The sequence below is a fragment of the Vibrio sp. HS-50-1 genome (assembly GCF_024747315.1).
Taxonomy (GTDB): domain Bacteria; phylum Pseudomonadota; class Gammaproteobacteria; order Enterobacterales; family Vibrionaceae; genus Vibrio; species Vibrio diabolicus.
Genome location: NZ_JAMPZF010000001.1, coordinates 283497 through 301476 on the forward strand (window position 1 = coordinate 283497; position 17980 = coordinate 301476).

Here is a 17980-nt window from a genome sequence, read left to right on the forward strand (position 1 = left end):
TTCATCCGAACTTTGCTTAGTCATCTGCAAGTTTTCGGCGCGTATGATGCGCTTATGGCATATTCTCCCGAAATACGACAAGCCGCCCGAGCACTCTATTTGAAAGCTTGGACGCCACGTGAAATCGCTACCGAACTGAACCTGAATAATGAGCGCATCATTTATTACTGGGCAGACAAATTCGGTTGGCGCGATATGTTGCGTGAACAAACCATTGATGAAGCGATAGCAAATCGAATTCAAACACTGCTTGAACTTATTGACCCCACTAAAAACCAACTAGACATGCTCGATCGGCTTATCAAGCATCACGCTGCATTAAAGAAACAAAGGGCACAAGAAAAGCAGCAAGGTGAGCAACCTTTAAATACAGGGAATAAAAAGCACGACGGTACAAATAGCCGTAACAGCCAGAAATCTAGCAGTAATTCAAAATCGACCAAGAAACGTAAAAGTAAAAAGAATGACATCAGCGAACTGAGTGAAGATGACTTTGTCACATGGCATGACTCCCTGTTTGCCTATCAGCATGTAATGCGCAACAACATAAAACAGCGTATTCGAAACATTCTTAAATCCCGCCAAATTGGTGCAACTTACTACTTCAGTGGCGAAGCGTTAGAAGATGCGATTCTGACCGGCGATAACCAGATCTTTTTGTCAGCATCACGAGCTCAAGCAGAAGTATTCCGCAGCTACATCATTGCTATTGCAAAAGAGTTCTTAGACATAGAGCTGACTGGAAACCCGATCATTCTCTCCAATGGCGCTGAACTTCGCTTTTTATCTACCAATAGTAAAACCGCGCAGAGTTACCACGGCCATGTCTATGTTGATGAGTATTTCTGGATACCGAAGTTTGACGAACTAAACAAACTCGCTTCAGCAATGGCTACCCATAAAAAATGGCGTAAAACCTACTTTTCGACACCATCATCGAAAATGCACCAGGCATATCCATTTTGGACGGGCGACCAATGGCGAAAAGGCAGAGACTCACGCGCCAAAATTGAGTTTCCAACGTTCGATGAATATCGTGATGGTGGTGTACTTTGCCCTGATAAGCAGTGGCGATATGTCGTCACTATTGAAGACGCTGCAGCAGGCGGCTGTGAACTATTTGATATTGAAGAACTGAAGGACGAATACAGTAAAGACGATTTCGATAACCTGTTTATGTGTATCTTCGTCGACGGCTCTTTGTCTGTATTCAAATTCTCTGACCTCGAAAAAGGCATGATTGACTCTGCCCACTGGCAGGACTTCAAGCCGAAAACAAAATCACCGTTTGCCGGGCGTGAAGTATGGCTGGGTTATGACCCCAGCCGAACGCGAGACAATGCTTGCTTAGTAGTAATAGCTCCGCCGGCAGTTGCAGGTGAAAAGTTTCGTGTCTTAGAGAAGCACTACTGGAAAGGGCTTAACTTCCAGTACCACGTGAGTGAAATTGAAAAGGTATTTCAACGCTACAAAGTCACTTACATAGGCGTTGATACTACAGGCATTGGTGGCGGTGTTTGGGACTTAATTAAGAAAAAGCACCCTCGTGAGGCCCACGCCATACATTACAGCAACGAAAACAAGAATCGCCTAGTAATGAAGATGATCGATATCGTAGAAGCAAAACGACTGCAGTTTGATGCCGAACACAAAGACATTGCTATGGCATTTATGGCGATTAAACGAGTGCCGACCAATAGCGGTAACGCTATGACCTTTAAAGCAGAGCGAAGTGAAACAACAGGCCACGCTGATGCGTTTTGGGCCATTTCACACGCCATTATCAATGAGCCGCTAGACCACAACACACCAACGAAATCAACCTGGGCGACTGCAGCATGAACAATCAAAAAGACAAACTAGTACAACAGGAGCAACATGCGGAATCTGTTTATCACCTTGACTCCACACCTGAGGCAATTGACTCAACCAGTTGGATGACTTCATATTCTGAGCTTTTCTATAACGACACTGATGGTTACTGGGAGCCTCCAGTTTCACGCCAAGGCTTAGCAGAAACTTCACGAGCAAACGCCTATCACGGGTCTTTACTTAAAGCTCGAGCAAATTATGTTGCTGCCCGTTTTATTTCAGGTGGCGGTTCAAGACGTCGGCAGATTCAATCTTTTTGTAATAACTACTTCACGTTTGGTGATGCCGCATTCTTAAAAATCCGCGACCACTTCAAACGTGTTGTGCGCTTGTTTCCTCTACCGACCATGTATCTACGTAGACGTAAAAATGGGGACTTCGTTTTGCTAGAGCGAGACAACAAGCAACGAGTATACAAAGAGAATGACATCATTTTTTTGCCTCAAGAAGATCTGCAGCAGCAAGTTTATGGACTACCTGACTATCTAGGTAGTTTACAAAGTAGCTTACTAAACCGTGATGCAACGCTATTTCGTCGTCGCTATTACAAGAACGGTGCACACATGGGATTCATTTTTTACGCCACGGATCCAAACCTTAGTGATGACGACGAACAAATGCTGAAGGAAAAAATCGCGAGCTCCAAAGGGGTGGGTAACTTTAGAAGTATGTTTGTTAATATTCCAGGCGGTGCAGAAAAAGGGATTCAGCTAATCCCGGTGGGCGATATAGCGACAAAAGATGAATTTGAGCGAATCAAAAACATCACTGCGCAAGACATTCTCGTAGGGCATCGCTTCCCTATAGGAAAAGCAGGAATCATTCCCCAGGGAACGACTAATCTGGGTGACCCCGTCAAAATTGGCAGTGAGTATGCCAAAGACGAAATCATCCCCGTATGCGAACTAATTATGGATGAAGTTAACAACGATCCCGAGATAAAAAATATCAAAAATCTACATTTAAAATTTGATACTACGTTTGGAGAAAGCCCATAAACCTGTACAAAAACACAGCCCTTTGACGTATCATTATTAAGTCAGTCAATAAGTTAGGTGCTTGTATGAGAGTATTGTGTCCGGAGTGTGGTTGTAAAAGCCGAATTCAAAAATCCAATCGACTATCCAATAGTCATGCCGATTTATATTGCAGTTGTAGTGACCCAGAATGCGGGCATAGTTTTGTGATGAACTTGTCTTATAGTCACACTTTAAGCCCATCGGCAAAAACAACTAGTCAAATGGCTTTTGATTTATGTAAGGCGTTGCCGCCAGAGGCACGACAACAGCTCAAACATCAACTCTCGATACTATAGTGAATCTTGTATAAACGCCGTGCTATCTACTTCAGAAGCCATCTCGACAATGCTCAAGATGGCTTTTTGTTTTTCGGAGTCCAACTGCCCTTTTGTATCAGCCAGTATTAAGCCAGCAATATATGCACCTGCCGCTCTAGTCCTCTCTGTTGCCTCACTATTAGCCACACCATCAATGACGATTTCTAAAGCAGACAACAAGATATCGTTTTGATTTTTATTCGACATATCAACACCCTTACCAATCATCAGTGAAATATACTGTATATCCATACAGTTTTCCACAGTGGTTTTTAGATACAATTCACTCATTAAGAATTTTCCTTTGCTAGCACAATTCCATAGCAATAAGGCTACCGCATCTTTAAATTCCCAAACCGTCAAAAAAGAAGAGCCAAACAAAAATCTCTGCTTCGAAAAAATATACGGTATAACGCTTAGTAAAAAGTCTAAGTTTAAGAGTTAGAGCACAAAAGGAGTGAGTCAGATCCGGGTGAAAACGAAGGAAACCGATATTTACTGATATGTAACGTTACTTTATAGTAAATATCACATATTCGATTGACCTATTGGTCAGAATGGTTAAGAATTATACCTGAAAGTACGCATTGCGTACCTCTTCTCCACACATAACGCAGCTGTCGCTGCAAGGAAATGCCAAATGAAAACTGAAAGTAAGTCGCCAAGACGTATCGTCTTTACGGATGCTGAACGTATGCTGGCTTTCAACACATTAGAACAATCTCGCGCTCGACGTGCAGAAAGATCACCTCGCAGAAAAAGGAATAGTGGTTCAAATGAAGCTCAAGGTTGTCGTTGATAGAGACTTGCTACCATTAAATCAGCAACAAACGCTTCTTAAAGACGAATTTGAAACCTATAAGAGATTGAGCTTATCTCAAAGCCCTAAAAATTTCATCACTCCATCTATTGGTGATCAAATGGCTATGCCTTCGGATCACCCGTCGTTTGGTCGAGATACTGAGTTCGAAAGACCCGAGTCTTTAATAACCGATATTCACAAGTATCGATTGACCAAAGTTCACGTAGATACAAAAGCAGCTTGGAAACCGTACAAGAAACAATGGTACTGTACAAGTAACGAAAGTATTGTTTATTCAGGCTTCGTAACGCCTGATGATACTTACATTTTCGTAATTATTGAATTTCTAACTGCTGAAAACGCTACTAACCCAGAAGACTTCGACGCACATAAAAGCTATACCGCTAAAGATGTAGATGGATTTTTGGATATTGCCGCTGAGAATGAAGAAGACTTTCTTAAAGGTTTAGCTCACGACGACTCTGAACCACCCGTAGCAAGTTAATTCTAGAGATTGGCAAATTTAACACCCACTTAATTTTACCAATTCAATTCAACGGCCAATCATCTTCCATCTCTGGGAAGAACGACAGGTCTGGTTGTTGATACTCTTGCTGTTCTGGCTGGACTAATACCTGGTCCCAACCTTCAAAATTCATCCAACTATTGTTTTCTGCAGGTGTGCGGGTAACTTCAACCAGCTGAGCTGGACGAGCGTTGCCGTACTCATCGACCTCCGCTGCGCGGATTTGGATATTAGTCTCATTATCAATGCGTAAACTGCTGCCTTTTAACAGTGCGGCCTGTGCCGGTTCATCAATATTCGCGGATTCTTCGCCCGACTATTCACAGGGTCTAAAACTCTGGTTAGCTGATCGCTGGCCTGTACCTCGTGATACTCCGTACAGTTATTGACAGAACTCCGAGAATTAAACCCTAGGTTTCTAATATTGAATATAAGCAGAGCTCTCGCTCTGCTTTCTTTGCGGAAGGGTTGTTTAAAATCAGGTTATTCGTTAACTGAATGGATCTGTCAGATTAGAAGAGAATACGAGCCCATTAAGCTGGTTTTGTTCACACATAGCCTTGAGCCTCTCTGTACAATATAAGTTGCTAGCCCCTTCTAATCTTGATTTAAAGATCACTTTATCTTTCACATCATCATCAATGAATGCAAGAACCTCTAACCCATCAGGGCTTCCATATGAGATCTTCTCTACACACTTTTGTCTATCTTCTTTTCCAAAAGTCAGCGATGTATATAAATACCATTGTTCACCTTGATAGTTGACAGGTAAAAAATCCCCGCTTTCAGATAAGCAACTATTTAGAGCTTCATATGCCCTCGGAGATAAAACAAGATATGTTCGTAACCATAAGCTAATATCAGGCAATACAGAGTTATCGGTTAATACATCTTCAAACTCGACCTCCGCAGGCTTCCAAATATCTTTCAGAGATTTATTTTCAACAGCCTGCAATAAGATTCTCTCAAAATAGTCGAAATCCCCCAACTGGGTAGCGATTTCATCTGGGCCAGAACATACCGACTGAAACTTAGTTAAATCATCTGTAATTTTATAAACCGTCATCATCCTTTCCAAACTTCATTCTTAGCTTCCAAGACCTCTTTAGGGTAGGTGCCACTCTTTAACTCCATTTTGACCCGAAGTAAGTTAGCCTCAAAGTGCTGTTTACTCGGAATACCCTTCGAAAATTTGGAACTAATCCAAGTTTCATAATTAAATGTATGGATCGAACGGTGAGCCGGAGACTTAGGTGCTTCCCAGTTAAAGTCCGTATGCTTCGCATAATTTGTTAACCAAACACCATTTACGGGCGCATTTATGCCAATTTTATGCATGTGCAAATTTAATCTTGCGGCTCTCATTTCTGCTTTTCTAAACCTTCCCGAGCCAGGAATGATATGGTGAGGCTCATGGTTTTTAGTTGGTTTAGGCTCTCCTGCAGCGGTTAGATTATTAGCTAGTTTCGTCGTCGGATGATGCTTTTCAACGAACAACTCTTTCGCATTTTTTTTTAAGTTTTCTGTAGAGTACGATTGCAACTTAGCTTGCATATCTTCAACTCGAGCATGAGCAATGAGTTCAATCCTCATTTTTTTCAAAAACCTCAAGTCTTGTGCTTCAAACTGCAATCGTTTTGCTCTTTGCTGTTCAGTTTCACCCGCAGGTGGAGCCACACGATACTTGCTATAGAAATCGTCGACTAACGCATCAAAACGATCTAAGGCCAACTCAGCTGCAGTTGGATTACTTGGACGATTCGTTTTTCGTCCAACTATACTCAAATTATGCTTCATACTCGTATCCCTCGAACAAACAAAGCCGTTGGATAACATTCACATAACTGACGAGCAAATAATCAATAGCCTTTATGTGGCCTACAGCTCAGATTTTTATGCAAGCAATAGCACTTTAAATCAACTTTAAGAAATAGCGGTTCACTACTCTAACCTTTAAGTTCTTATGACGACACAAACCGGACTAACTCAATATTGGAAAAAGCCGCCCCTCAAGATAATCTGCCGTAATGCTATGCCAATAAGAAAGCTCACTTTCATCAACTTCCATGTGTGGTATAGATTCATGTAATAGTGATTGCCAATAGGACTGATTCTCCTTAAATCGCTGATATTCAGATTGATAGAAGTGACTCGCGTCTTGTTTTATATCGCTCAGGTCCAAATCCCTGCAGTTCAATGACCACCCTCTTGCACCAGCAGCCCAAACCATAAACTTGTCTACTTTATCCTTAGCCAGTTCTCCCTCAAACGTAATGCAGAAGCGATTGCTCGTATTCACGTGTACTCCCCTGCTATGCAAGTTCTGACTCAGCTTTTCGGCCTGCTTTTCCAAACGGATGATTCTCTGATAAAGCTTGTTCTGATACTCCTCAGATTTCTGCTGCTTTTTGGCGATCGCTTTGGCCTTGATGGTTTGCTCTTTGGCATTTCGTAGCTTGCGGATTTGCCGCTTAATTGGCTTTTTCCACTGCTCAAGTTTGTAGCCCAACTCCTTAATTATTGCGGTCATATTGCCAGCTTCAAACGAAGCAAGAGTTTCCCAGGCAGGAGCTCTTGAGCACTTCGCGATATTGTATCTATTTCCCTTGATTAGCCCTTGATCAGCATTTTCACCTTTCGCGGCATAGCCAACAGCCTTGATAATGTAGGAACCGGCGGCTTTTGGCTTTTTGATTCGCTCTAGTTTCGCAAATCCATGTCCCCATATTTTTTCAAGTCGCTTAGCCCAAGGGCTAAAGAGATGCTCTGGTACCGTCCAGCGTAGCAAAATATGAACGTGCGGATTAGGCTCTCCATCTTCATTAGCTGGACACTCGGCTACCCATATGTAATGGAAATCAGCAGGCAAGTAAGTCGGGCCAACATCGCCGGGCTGAACATGTTTAGCAACTTTCTCCTGAGATAAGTCGCAGTACTTTCGTCCACTATCTTTATCAACTTGGATGGTATGGTCCGCAACCCAGCCGCGTTGATACATTTTCTTTGCGCCATCAAGAAAACGAGAGACTTCTTTACCTATTGTTGTCTCTAAAGTTTTTTCCATCGAGAACTCTTGCTTGGGCTTTTGTTTAAGATCGCAATATGGGCCGACTATGACATTGCCCTGGTTCATAGCTTTAACACGCTTACTATCTGAGGTTGGAAACAGCCAGTATTCTCCACCAATATCCGTGATTGGTTGGTCAACTTTCTTTTCGCCACGCTTGGGATATATTGTCACCATGTTGTGCTTATAGATTATTGGGTGATGCGATCCCATACTGACACACTCACTTCCATCCAACATTCCACCGAATATGGCCATCCGTTGTGCCTTGGTGAAAGTCAGCGTCAGAAAAGTAGAGAAACCACCATGGCAAGCTGCAGTGTAAGCCCCTGCCTCAAAGATTTTAGAAACAGAACGGGACGTCAGCTTTTCCGAGAACCTCTCACCACTGTTTTCCGCAGGCGCAGCACTAGATGGCGTTTCGGTTACCGCCTGAAACTTATAAGTTTCATTCCAAGACCGGTGCATTAGCTGCATTGAAATAGGAATCTTTTTAGGTTCGCCTTGTCCTCGTTTTCCATTCTGATTGAGAATGGCAGGTTTGGAGCGCTCGTTCGTTTCATACAAAGCATCATGGCTAAAGTTGGCGTCGGCATTGCTGATGATACTTTTAGGGCGTAGAGACTTGCTCAGACTCATCAACTGCTTAATTTGCTTGTCTTTTCTGTGGCGAAATTTCTCTGTCGGACTTTTGCGCCCTTTGACTAGCCTATACTCTTCGGCGATTCTCGCCGCCGCTTCGCGGTCGTGTTCCGAGAGATAATTTACAGATTTATAAAAGTCAGTTCTCTCATGAAGATCTCGTTCGCGCTTGGACTTTCGGTTGGGAACGCGGTCATATATCGCTATTTTTTTGACCATTCCACTATCTAGAAGTGCTTGTTCTTGGTCTGAGTAAATTTTGGAACCTAAAAAACCAGCATTATAGCTGGCGTCATTATTTTTGATTCGGTCGAGGGGCATCACTGCCCCGCCGATATATAGAAGATCAGACTGGTTCATACTCTATCCCTAATTTTTCTTTCGAAAACTTAACGAATAGTCTCTGTGTATCAGGAGACTTCAGAAAACCTTCGACCTCTTCGAGTCGAATAGTCATGGTTATGCCCCATCCTTCCGGCCCAGCAAAATATGCAATAGCACACTTTTCATATGTCTTTGTTCGTCCTTCCAAAATTTGAATGACATCATCACCGACACTAACTGAAGTGATCCTTTTATTTTTCATACCGCCTCCAGTTCTTGGGTCGTTACCAACATAAAGCCGCCTTTCCCATTGCCTTTGCTCAAAACGCCTTTGGTTAAATGAGTGCAACTGAGGGATACACACGCTTGTTCGATCGCTTGGTCTAGTGAGTCAAAGTCGCCAACCATTACATTGGCGACTTCTTTCGTGTCTTCATGGCGGATGATGCCGCCATCTGGGCAAAGCATTATTGCGGCGTATTGCATGACGCACGCTCCTGTTCTTCTAAGTAGCGACTCGCCTCATCAATAAAAGAGCGCCCGTCTTCCACCGTTAACTCTGCATCAATAGTCGTGTATCCGGCAGAACGCGTAATCTCATAGCCAGCTTCGATGCAGTCACAACACTCTTCCAATCGGTCCTTCAACATTTCAATCAACTGGCTGGATTCACTCGAACTATTGTTCATGCTGCATCCTCCGCTTCAACTGCATCACGACGAACAGCAATGCGTTCAATCAGGTAATCTTCAATATTCAGTAGTTCTTCTAGCGCACGCTCTTTATCAATCAATACAACGTTATGAGCTTGATTCGTTGTGTTCTCATCAAACACAATCACGTTGAGAAGGCTCATTTTTGATGAGTACTCAATACGAATACTGATGACATCTGAGCTATCCAACGCCAAAGCGAACAGACTATTAATAGTTGTTTGGATCGCGAGTTTGTTTGCGACTTCATTTAGATTCATCTTTTATGCTCCTACGCTAAGACGAAAAAAGCCCCCTGTTAAAGGGGCAAAGGCTTGGAGAATTAATGGGTACTACTGAATTGGTAATGTTTGAGGCGTCGAACGTCACCAAGATTGCGATCGAACAACGTCGCAATTTCTTTAATCTGTTGCATGCCGCTACGGATTTTTTGGAGCTCCAAATCATTAAAGCTTTCAAACTCTCGCACATGCTCCGAGGCTTTCAGATCACCAGCGACTAAAACCATACCGCGAAAACGCGGTGGCATAGCGCCCCACAATTTTTTCAACTTGCCGCGTGTAGCGGAACCATTGAACAAGGCTTTACAAGCGGCGATGCTCTCGCTGGCGTTAGGTATTTGCTTTTGTTGTTCTTGTTGAATAGCTAGCTGACTCATTAGTTCTCCTTAGGCTAAACCCGGAAGTGGCGCACCATTGGCGAGAAAATCTGTGCCCATTTGCATGAGTGGCTGAAAGCCGGTGGTGCGGTTTTCTAAATCGTTGACGAGCAAAACTAAGTTGCCGATGGCCGCTTGAACCTTGGCAATGGTTTTGCGCTTTTGACTGCGGGGTAAACGGTCTGCGCTGCACATGTGCATTGCATCGCTAGACAGCTCACCTGAATATTGGTTGTTAAGTAACGTGCGCTCTAAAAGGTTCTTATCTTCCCCGTCTTGAGGTAACTGAACCGTCACCACACCTAAGTCAGCAAAGAGTGTATTCACAATGGTGTAATCGCCGGATTCTTTACTCAGCAATGCCAAATCCACAGGGTCCAGTTTGTGAGGCTGTTCTGGATTTAGCTTGTTACGCAGCATTCTCCCAGTCAGGCCAATGCGTGGAGCCAGCTTTTCCATATTGTGATTGATGGCGAAGTCGCAGCATGCAGCGTTAAAAGATTGCTGTTTGCGTTCGCGGAATCCGCACATAGCGATATTTGCGTCCATGATCCACACTCTTACATGAAAGGCGGTACGAGAATGACAACCAACGCGAACACATTTAGCCACATTGGGCAGTGCGTTTTAGTTGGAATAAGAGAAAAAAAGCCCATTACTTACCCAAGCGCAGCAATGGCTTCACGTGCCGCCATTTCGTGCATAGCAACCATGTTAATCAGCGGCTTATCGCGGCGTTTGTCTTTTGGCTTGATGATCACGCGACCTTCAGTCACGTATTGCTTGATGGTGCCCATAGGCAAACCAGTAAGGCGGGAGTATTCTTCGTAAGTCACATATGGACTCAGTGGAGGTATCTTGTACGTTAACATGGTGATATCCTTGTATTTATGTCTATCTTCATCGGCTGTCTCTTGCTTTGGTCGGCGTGACTTCCGAAACACAAATACATTTTTGATCCACTTTTACATTTAGTCAATACACAAAAGCAGATCAAATCCACAAAAGCGTATACGAACTATGAAAATGGAAAAGATTCCACCATTCGATTATTTGAAAGGCGAGGCATTTACGGAAACTCTAAAAGAAGTGACTGGCTGTAAAACACTTTTGGAGATGGCAGAATTATTTGACGTACCTAAAGCTACTTTTAGCGCTTGGAATACTCATGACAGAACTTCGCATGAACTTATAGTTAGACTTCATTTGGCCAAAGGTATCCCAATTAAGAAGCTGGCATTAGGAATCGACGAAGAAGAATCAAACGACGCTAAAGCTCCATACTTGAGTAGCCACTTACCCTCTCAGTATGCAGGCGAGCAGAGAGGAACAATCATCCTTGAAAGTTTTTGCCTCACAAACGGGGAACTACTTGATACTGGCGAAGTGCCTTACTCTATCCGTCGTATCAATGGCTACGGACTAAGTGGTTATTCACTTATGGAAGTTGAAACGAACGAAGCGATTTATATAGTAGATAAAGACACTCGCAACGCAGTATCGGGTAAGTATCTAATCGACATCGACGGAAACTTATCAATAAACCAAATTCAACGCCTGCCTGGTAAGAAGCTTGCGATTGCTTTTGGCGAAACAACAATGGAAGTATCCGACAGTGATATAAAAGTAATGGGCAGAGTGGCCGTTACTTCAAAAAAAGACTGATTGTTATTTGGCTAGGAGAAATAGAATGGCTAAAGAATGTAAACACGTGAAGGCTTTTCGAGAAAAACACCTAAAACCGAGTGAAACGATTATCGCTACTGGCGAAGGCTATATCGGTGAAATGATGGGCTCTGGTGACAAAACCCAACACAATGGTGCCTTGCTCATCACTAATGAGAAAGTGTATTTCTATCGAAAAGGATTTTTTGGCGAAGTTCTAGAAAATATCCCGCTGAAAAGTATTACCTCTATCGAGCGTAAATCTATTCTTGGCCACTATACGATTAGCCTTCATACAAGTCATGATGACCTTACATTTAAATGCTTGCAAGAAAAGGAAATTGTCCAAGCTCTTGTTGATGCAATCGAAGACGGTCGTTCAAGCACATCTAGCCAACCAAGCACTTCTTCAGGCAATGCAGAATCAGCTATTGATAAACTAAAAAAACTAGGTGAACTTAAAGACGCTGGCGTCCTTACCGAAGAAGAATTTCAACAGCAAAAAGCTAAATTATTATCAGAAATATAAATTCATGAAAATGGTTTCGTTTGAGATCAACCAATTATACTTACTAACACAAATAATTTTAACGATTAGAGGCTACTATGTCTGAATTACAAACTCAAATAGATGCTGCTCGAATGCAGGTCCATACCGACTCTTACCCTATGTCTATTGGGGAGTTGGTTAACTTGTATGAAGATGGCGAATTAGACATACATCCCGAATTTCAACGTGTTTACCGTTGGTCTGAAGAACAAAAAAGCAAACTAATTGAATCAATTATATTAGGGATTCCTCTACCATCTATTTTTGTCGCTCAAAGAAGAGATGGTGTTTGGGACGTTGTAGATGGCCTTCAACGTATTTCAACTATTCTTTCATTTATGGGGAAACTAAAAAACCAAGAAGGTGAGATAGTTAAGCCTCTAAAACTACTTGCAACCAAATACTTACCTGCACTAGAAGGAAAAGTATGGGAAAACCCACATGAGCCAAACTCCGAAATCGACCTTGATATCAAACGAGTGTTTAAACGCGAAAAGCTAGACATAAAAATAATCAAAAGAGAAAGTGAAGGCGATACAAAGTTTGAACTTTTTCAACGTTTAAATACTGGCGGTTCAAAACTATCAGATCAGGAAGTTCGTAACTGTATGTTATTAATGTTGAATGAAGATAGCTACACCTGGTTGAAAGATCTAGCTAGTGATAAAAACTTCATCAACACTACTCCATTGTCAGAAAAACAAAATGAGGAATGCTACAACCAAGAGCTAGCTCTTCGCTTTATAGTACAGCGCCATTCTGATGAAAATATCAAGAAAGAACATTCTGATGTAGCGCCTTATCTAAACGCCGAAATGACTCGCTTACTCAAAACTGATTCCAAGTTAGACCTTGATAAGGAGAAAGCGACGTTTACTCGCACATTCAAATTACTGAATCAAGCGTTAGAAGATTGCGCATTTAAAAAATACAACCATCAGAAAAATCGACATGAAGGCGCCATCTCACTACCAGTATTTGAGGCTCTTACCGTTGGAGTTTCTTACCTTGTAGAAAACAGCCAAAAGTCAAATAACGATATAATTGAGCTAATTAGAACTCAATCAAAAGCTTTAACTAATCATGAAAAATTTATTGCAGTGCTAGATAAGCGCTCTCGACCAATTGAGAGAATGACTATTATGGCCGACTTGGGTAAGGAGTTATTTGCATGAAAGTTAGGTCTTTAGGGGAGCTTGAAGACCTACTAGACAAGGACTTAGCGTGGCGGAGAAAGGAATTTACCACGCTAAAGTTAATGGTCGGAGCTAGTCGCAAGCATGAGAAAACAATCTTAATGCGTGCCTCTGTTGCAATGCTTTATGCACATTGGGAGGGACATATTAAGTTTTGTGCTCAAGTTTATCTTCTTTATCTTAAGCATGTCGCACCTAGCTACAAACAAATGACTGATAATTTTGTTCAGATGAGCTTAAGTGAAAAGTTCAAACAAGGCTTCTCCATAAAGCGCTTTTCCTCCCAACAGGAGGTTTTTAACTACCTTACTCAAGAACGAGACGAAAAATTTGATGTAGACGAAAGTGTTGTTATTGATACTGAATCAAACCTTAAATATGAAGTAGTCTTTAATATCCTTGGTCAACTAGGGTTAGATACTTCTATTTATGAACTAAAAGAGCACTTTATAAATTCAAAATTGTTAAAGTGTCGTAATGCTATCGCACATGGAGAGAGACTAAATGATTTGGAGTTAGAAGACGCGCACAGTGAACTGGAAACAGAACTTTTAACTATGATAGAAACTTTTCAAAATTTAGTCAGAAACGCGGCAGAGAATAAACTCTATCTTAAAAAAGCAAGCTAACAGATTGCTCCAAGCTAATTAAACCGCATAAAACTAATTTATGCGGTTTAATCCAAAGGTATATCTTTTATGACACCTACCGTCAGATGCCTCATTCGAGTTCTGTTGTTTAAAAAATCATTGGTTTTTGACGATTTAAGAACCTTTAGCAAAGAAATACAATCCGCCAATCTCCCACTTTTTGGACTTACTACAATCATATGATTTTCTACTGCGGTCAACTCTTTCGTATTTATGACCGTAGCTGCTGCTCTATACCTATCAGACGGACTCGACGTACGCTTAATTACAACAAATGGAGGCTTACAGACGGTACCTTTGAACCTTCTTCTTTCTCTAACATCTTTGCTCTCCACTCTTCCCCAAGTCGGACTATTTTTGGGGTGAAAATAAGGATATTCACATCCTTCTTCGGGATCACGATATGCAACTAGAGGACCTATGCGAACATCATATTTATCAGAAAGCTTAAGATATTCATTTAGCTCTTCGTACCACTGAATTTCACTTGTGCATAAGTCAGAAACGTAACCAATTAACAGAAAAACATCAACATCCGTCTTAGTGTTAAAACGTCCCCAAACTTCACAAGAAGCAACAAGCTTACTATTCAAAAAATCTCTAAAACCTCCATATCTAGAGCCAGAGCGAAGTACATCTGGCAAGATAGCACTAACAAGGCAACCTGTAGGTAGAATGCGTAAATACTTGTCAAAAATAACTCCAGCGGCGTTAACTTTTCCGTTTTTCCAATAATTGTCTCTTGGTGACGGCCAGTCAGAAAATGGAGGATTCATTATCACATGCGTAACTGGCTCAAGTTCATTGGCTTCTACTAACATCGCATCTTTGCAAAGAATATGATTTAGTAAATCAAAGGCATCTTCTATACAGCAATCTTTGCGTGCTCCTCGATACAGAGCTTCTACTATTAATCTTAATTTAGTAGTTTCAATAAAGGACTCATGAATATCAAACCCCCAAAGCACCTGCCCCCAAATTTCGAGCGTTGCAGATAAGGTAGCCTTCACTTCAAGCTCTCTTGAACATACGATAAGTAAGTTTCCTGCGCCACATGTTGGATCTAAAACAACAGCTTCACTGTTAACTGGAATAGTAAAGCTATCTAAAGCTTTTTTAGCTAAGGTTGACCCTGTGAAAAAGCTTCCAGCCTCTCGCATGTCTTCTATGGTTAAGCACTTTCTCAAAACAGTGTCGATTAAGTCTAAGTCCACCATTTCCCGTAAAGCATCGGAATCCCTCGCGCTATCATCTAGCTCGAGATAATCACGAAGGGACAAGTTATGAGAATTAAGTTGATTCATTTTAGAACTGCAGAAATTATTTTCTTAAATATACCATATAGAAACACCTTAACCTAATAATTATCAACTCTAACATGCTGATATAAATGGATTATTTTATATTCTATTGTTTGTTTTTCTGCAGAAAAAACATAGGGTTAGAGTGTTCAAACTAGCATTGATAGGATAGATATAATCTTTCATTCGCGCTAACATTACCCTGTATATATAATCAGTTAGTTCATATGACCATCAGAAACCTTAAAGACGGCAGTAAAAAGCCATGGCTTTGCGAGTGCTATCCTCAAGGCAGAACGGGGAAACGCGTTCGTAAACGCTTCGCTACCAAAGGCGAAGCCACTGCTTTTGAACTCCACTTGATGAAAGAAGTGGATGACAAGCCGTGGTTAGGTTCTAAACCTGATCACCGTCGATTATCTGATTTAGTCGAACTATGGTTTAAGTTGCATGGTAAGAATCTCAAGTCCGGTGTTCATACTCGCCTGCGTTTAGAAAGTATGGTTTTAGACTTGGGCAATCCTATCGCTTCACACCTAAATTCCAAGCAACTCGCGACTTACCGTTCTAGCCGTTCTAACAAAGGTCGTGGCCAGCAACACAAAGAGCTTTCCATTGCTTCGAATAATGTGGACTTTGGGTTGCTCAAAGCGTTGTTCAATAAGTTGATAAAGCTTGGAGAGTGGAAACTGCCTAATCCGGTTGATGGTATTGAGGCAATCAAAAAGCCAGAGTCCGAACTTGCGTTCCTGACCGAACAGGAAATTCGACACTTGTTTGAAGTTGCTCAACAAAGTCCGATTGGTGATGAGCTAACGAAGATATATAAGGTTTGCCTGGCGACTGGTGCGCGTATCAGGGAAGCAATTTATCTGAAGGGTTCTAACCTGACGAAATACCGCATTACTTACAACAATACCAAAGGCAAACGAAACAGAACGGTACCGATTTCTGAAGAGTTGTATAACCAAATCTATAAGCCAACCAATGATCGCCTTTTCACTTGCGGTTATGGCGTAGCATACAAATGGTTAACTAAAGCCCTGCCCCACTTACCAGAAGGACAAGCGACTCACGTTTTACGCCATACTTTCGCAAGTCACTTCATGACCAATGGAGGCAACATTCTCGTACTGAAGGAAATCCTCGGCCATCAGCATATCGATCACACGATGATTTACGCCCACTTTTCACCAAACCATTTAAGTGATGCGGTGAGGTTTAATCCACTTACAGCGCTAGACATCTAGTGCTGAGAACAAAAAGGCTTGTAGCGTTCTATTTGCAAGGATATGCTTCGCCAAAAGCGGCCATGGTCAAGAGCACCTCGTCATAATGCAATATCGCGGGATTTCTCTTTAAATATGACACTACGATTCGCGTTGCTTGTCCGTTAGTAATACCATTCTTGGGAAGACATGCTTCTACTACTTTATTCTTCCCAAGAATACTCATAGTGTTCCTGACGCCTTGTACCATCCCGAAACAGACACCTATACCAAATGGATTGTTCATTTCTTGTGTGTCCATAAACTTCTCCGCTGCTAAGCAATTATCTAACAAGTCATTACCATCGGCATAAGAAGGAAATGAGAATGTTAATAGCATCGCAATGCTTAACATGTAGGGGTTAATTCTTTTCATTACTCCTCCGCTAAACTGAGTAACTCAGTAACATTGTCAACATATATCGATAGATGTGTTCAGTATATAAAACCTTGCTCAACATGATCAGGTATCTTGTAAAAAAACCAAACTGTATCCATAGATTTACATTAACAATGGGTAAACACCGAAACTAGTAATATGAGTCGTATCCACAAACAGTTAATGAAGTACTTCATCATTCTTTTAGCACAGGCTTCAGAGAGCTCGCCCTCTTAGATTGCAGTAAAGCACTCGAATAAATGTATGGCGACAAAATGGCGGCAAAGGTCAGCTTTTGTCGTTATTCATAGGTCACAGTCGGATTGATGAGTTACTAATACTCTATATATAGCAAGGGATAGCAACGATTAGGAAGGTTAGGCAAATTAGCGGCACATAATAAAGCTTTATGTTCATTCCACTAACCTAAAAAGAAAAAGGAGCCAGTACGGCTCCTTCGTATTCTATCGCTAAATGTGAGTATTTACGAATTACTCAGCTTGATCTTCAGCGCGCGCTGCAGCTTCTTTGATTAGAGGCTGAAGTTCACCTTTTTGGAACATTTCTAGAATGATATCGCAACCGCCGATAAGCTCGCCTTCAACCCATAGTTGAGGGAATGTTGGCCATTGTGCGTACTTTGGTAGCTCAGCACGGATATCTGGGTTTTGCAGAATGTCTACGTAAGCGAACTTCTCACCACATGCCATTAGAGCCTGTGACGCTTGAGAAGAGAAACCACAGCTTGGCAGTTTCGGTGATCCTTTCATGTACAGCAGGATTGAGTTTTCAGAGATCTGCTGTTTGATTTTGTCGATAGTTTCCATCGCTTCCTCATTCATGGGTTTGAACTTTGTTTATTTGCCACATTCTACTCAATAACGACAGAATAAAAACCATATAATTAATAAGGCTTAAATTCAGGTTGCTTGATGGCGAACAATTCAGCACTTCACAGCCGCTAACCCCTTAAAATATTTTCATATCGGGGTTTTAATAAAGTAAAAACTTGCTAAAATACTTAGCAAGTC

At 41.7% G+C, this 17980-nt stretch carries 24 protein-coding genes; 10 read left to right on the top strand and 14 right to left on the bottom strand.

The window, feature by feature from the left end; genetic code table 11:
• Positions 1 to 54: 54 nt before the first annotated feature.
• The 3 genes from NDJ01_RS01295 to NDJ01_RS01305 all read left to right on the top strand — a co-directional run bounded on the left by NDJ01_RS01295 (position 55) and on the right by NDJ01_RS01305 (position 3187).
• Positions 55 to 1842: a terminase large subunit domain-containing protein gene (locus tag NDJ01_RS01295; protein WP_213908080.1), complete on the top strand. Its 1788-nt coding sequence runs from the start codon at positions 55 to 57 to the stop codon at positions 1840 to 1842.
• Positions 1839 to 2870 (top strand): phage portal protein, encoded by a 1032-nt coding sequence (locus NDJ01_RS01300; protein ID WP_258586110.1) that lies wholly within the window; start codon positions 1839 to 1841, stop codon positions 2868 to 2870. Before NDJ01_RS01295 ends, NDJ01_RS01300 begins: the two co-directional genes overlap by 4 nt.
• A gap of 65 nt (positions 2871 to 2935) precedes the next feature.
• Positions 2936 to 3187 carry an ogr/Delta-like zinc finger family protein gene (locus NDJ01_RS01305; RefSeq protein WP_080773762.1) on the top strand — a complete coding sequence of 84 codons (252 nt, stop codon included), beginning with the start codon at positions 2936 to 2938 and terminating at the stop codon, positions 3185 to 3187.
• Here the strand turns inward: NDJ01_RS01305 and NDJ01_RS24745 are convergent.
• On the bottom strand, positions 3182 to 3589 hold the full coding sequence (locus tag NDJ01_RS24745; protein WP_306431717.1) for a hypothetical protein: 408 nt from the start codon (positions 3587 to 3589) through the stop codon (positions 3182 to 3184). The genes NDJ01_RS01305 and NDJ01_RS24745 overlap by 6 nt on opposite strands.
• Before the next feature lie 259 nt (positions 3590 to 3848).
• On the opposite strand from NDJ01_RS24745, the gene NDJ01_RS01315 reads away from it, so the two are divergent.
• Together NDJ01_RS01315 and NDJ01_RS01320 are read left to right on the top strand one after the other, a co-directional pair.
• On the top strand, positions 3849 to 4007 hold the full coding sequence (locus NDJ01_RS01315) for a hypothetical protein (protein ID WP_206225608.1): 159 nt from the start codon (positions 3849 to 3851) through the stop codon (positions 4005 to 4007).
• The gene (locus tag NDJ01_RS01320; RefSeq protein WP_258586111.1) at positions 3985 to 4515 is read left to right on the top strand and encodes a type II toxin-antitoxin system YafO family toxin; all 531 of its coding nucleotides are present in this window, start codon (positions 3985 to 3987) and stop codon (positions 4513 to 4515) included. The genes NDJ01_RS01315 and NDJ01_RS01320 overlap by 23 nt, the downstream gene beginning before the upstream one ends.
• 511 nt (positions 4516 to 5026) lie before the next feature.
• Here NDJ01_RS01320 and NDJ01_RS01330 read toward each other — a convergent pair.
• The 10 genes from NDJ01_RS01330 to NDJ01_RS01375 form a co-directional block, all read right to left on the bottom strand.
• Positions 5027 to 5602: a hypothetical protein gene (locus tag NDJ01_RS01330; protein ID WP_025605273.1), complete on the bottom strand. Its 576-nt coding sequence runs from the start codon at positions 5600 to 5602 to the stop codon at positions 5027 to 5029.
• Entirely contained in the window at positions 5602 to 6333 is a 732-nt protein-coding gene (locus NDJ01_RS01335; protein ID WP_258586112.1) for an AHH domain-containing protein, read from the bottom strand. The genes NDJ01_RS01330 and NDJ01_RS01335 overlap by 1 nt, the downstream gene beginning before the upstream one ends.
• Positions 6334 to 6517: 184 nt before the next feature.
• Entirely contained in the window at positions 6518 to 8605 is a 2088-nt protein-coding gene (locus NDJ01_RS01340) for a hypothetical protein (protein ID WP_258586113.1), read from the bottom strand.
• Complete coding sequence (locus NDJ01_RS01345; RefSeq protein ID WP_054576242.1) at positions 8592 to 8831, bottom strand: hypothetical protein; 240 nt, start codon at positions 8829 to 8831, stop codon at positions 8592 to 8594. The genes NDJ01_RS01340 and NDJ01_RS01345 overlap by 14 nt, the downstream gene beginning before the upstream one ends.
• Complete coding sequence (locus NDJ01_RS01350) at positions 8828 to 9055, bottom strand: hypothetical protein (RefSeq protein WP_054576243.1); 228 nt, start codon at positions 9053 to 9055, stop codon at positions 8828 to 8830. The genes NDJ01_RS01345 and NDJ01_RS01350 overlap by 4 nt, the downstream gene beginning before the upstream one ends.
• Complete coding sequence (locus NDJ01_RS01355) at positions 9037 to 9258, bottom strand: hypothetical protein (RefSeq protein WP_258586114.1); 222 nt, start codon at positions 9256 to 9258, stop codon at positions 9037 to 9039. The genes NDJ01_RS01350 and NDJ01_RS01355 overlap by 19 nt, the downstream gene beginning before the upstream one ends.
• A complete protein-coding gene (locus NDJ01_RS01360; protein WP_225495477.1) occupies positions 9255 to 9542 on the bottom strand; it encodes a hypothetical protein in 288 nt (95 codons plus the stop codon). Before NDJ01_RS01360 ends, NDJ01_RS01355 begins: the two co-directional genes overlap by 4 nt.
• Positions 9543 to 9604: 62 nt before the next feature.
• Complete coding sequence (locus NDJ01_RS01365) at positions 9605 to 9940, bottom strand: hypothetical protein (RefSeq protein ID WP_258586115.1); 336 nt, start codon at positions 9938 to 9940, stop codon at positions 9605 to 9607.
• A gap of 9 nt (positions 9941 to 9949) precedes the next feature.
• Complete coding sequence (locus tag NDJ01_RS01370; protein WP_225495479.1) at positions 9950 to 10489, bottom strand: phage regulatory CII family protein; 540 nt, start codon at positions 10487 to 10489, stop codon at positions 9950 to 9952.
• 110 nt (positions 10490 to 10599) lie between these two features.
• Positions 10600 to 10812 (bottom strand): hypothetical protein, encoded by a 213-nt coding sequence (locus tag NDJ01_RS01375; protein WP_017821157.1) that lies wholly within the window; start codon positions 10810 to 10812, stop codon positions 10600 to 10602.
• A 148-nt stretch (positions 10813 to 10960) separates the two neighbouring features.
• Here NDJ01_RS01375 and NDJ01_RS01380 point away from each other — a divergent pair, with 148 nt between their 5' ends.
• The 4 genes from NDJ01_RS01380 (at position 10961) to NDJ01_RS01395 (ending at position 13980) form a co-directional block, all read left to right on the top strand.
• Entirely contained in the window at positions 10961 to 11605 is a 645-nt protein-coding gene (locus tag NDJ01_RS01380) for a phage repressor protein CI (protein ID WP_258586116.1), read from the top strand.
• A gap of 25 nt (positions 11606 to 11630) precedes the next feature.
• Positions 11631 to 12134, top strand: coding sequence for a PH domain-containing protein (locus NDJ01_RS01385; RefSeq protein ID WP_258586117.1), 504 nt, complete (start codon positions 11631 to 11633; stop codon positions 12132 to 12134).
• A 77-nt stretch (positions 12135 to 12211) separates the two neighbouring features.
• On the top strand, positions 12212 to 13330 hold the full coding sequence (locus NDJ01_RS01390) for a DUF262 domain-containing protein (protein ID WP_258586118.1): 1119 nt from the start codon (positions 12212 to 12214) through the stop codon (positions 13328 to 13330).
• Positions 13327 to 13980 (top strand): MAE_28990/MAE_18760 family HEPN-like nuclease, encoded by a 654-nt coding sequence (locus NDJ01_RS01395; protein WP_258586119.1) that lies wholly within the window; start codon positions 13327 to 13329, stop codon positions 13978 to 13980. Before NDJ01_RS01390 ends, NDJ01_RS01395 begins: the two co-directional genes overlap by 4 nt.
• Positions 13981 to 14027: 47 nt before the next feature.
• On the opposite strand, the gene NDJ01_RS01400 is transcribed toward NDJ01_RS01395, so the two are convergent.
• Positions 14028 to 15305 (bottom strand): SAM-dependent methyltransferase, encoded by a 1278-nt coding sequence (locus NDJ01_RS01400; RefSeq protein WP_258586120.1) that lies wholly within the window; start codon positions 15303 to 15305, stop codon positions 14028 to 14030.
• Positions 15306 to 15529: 224 nt separating this feature from the next.
• Between NDJ01_RS01400 and NDJ01_RS01405 the strand changes: the two genes are divergently transcribed.
• A complete protein-coding gene (locus NDJ01_RS01405; RefSeq protein WP_258586121.1) occupies positions 15530 to 16552 on the top strand; it encodes a tyrosine-type recombinase/integrase in 1023 nt (340 codons plus the stop codon).
• Between the two features lie 28 nt (positions 16553 to 16580).
• Here NDJ01_RS01405 and NDJ01_RS01410 read toward each other — a convergent pair whose 3' ends face one another.
• The gene (locus tag NDJ01_RS01410) at positions 16581 to 16946 is read right to left on the bottom strand and encodes a Rap1a/Tai family immunity protein (RefSeq protein WP_170891184.1); all 366 of its coding nucleotides are present in this window, start codon (positions 16944 to 16946) and stop codon (positions 16581 to 16583) included.
• A 494-nt stretch (positions 16947 to 17440) separates the two neighbouring features.
• Complete coding sequence (locus NDJ01_RS01415) at positions 17441 to 17776, bottom strand: Grx4 family monothiol glutaredoxin (RefSeq protein WP_017635833.1); 336 nt, start codon at positions 17774 to 17776, stop codon at positions 17441 to 17443.
• Positions 17777 to 17980 lie beyond the last annotated feature (204 nt).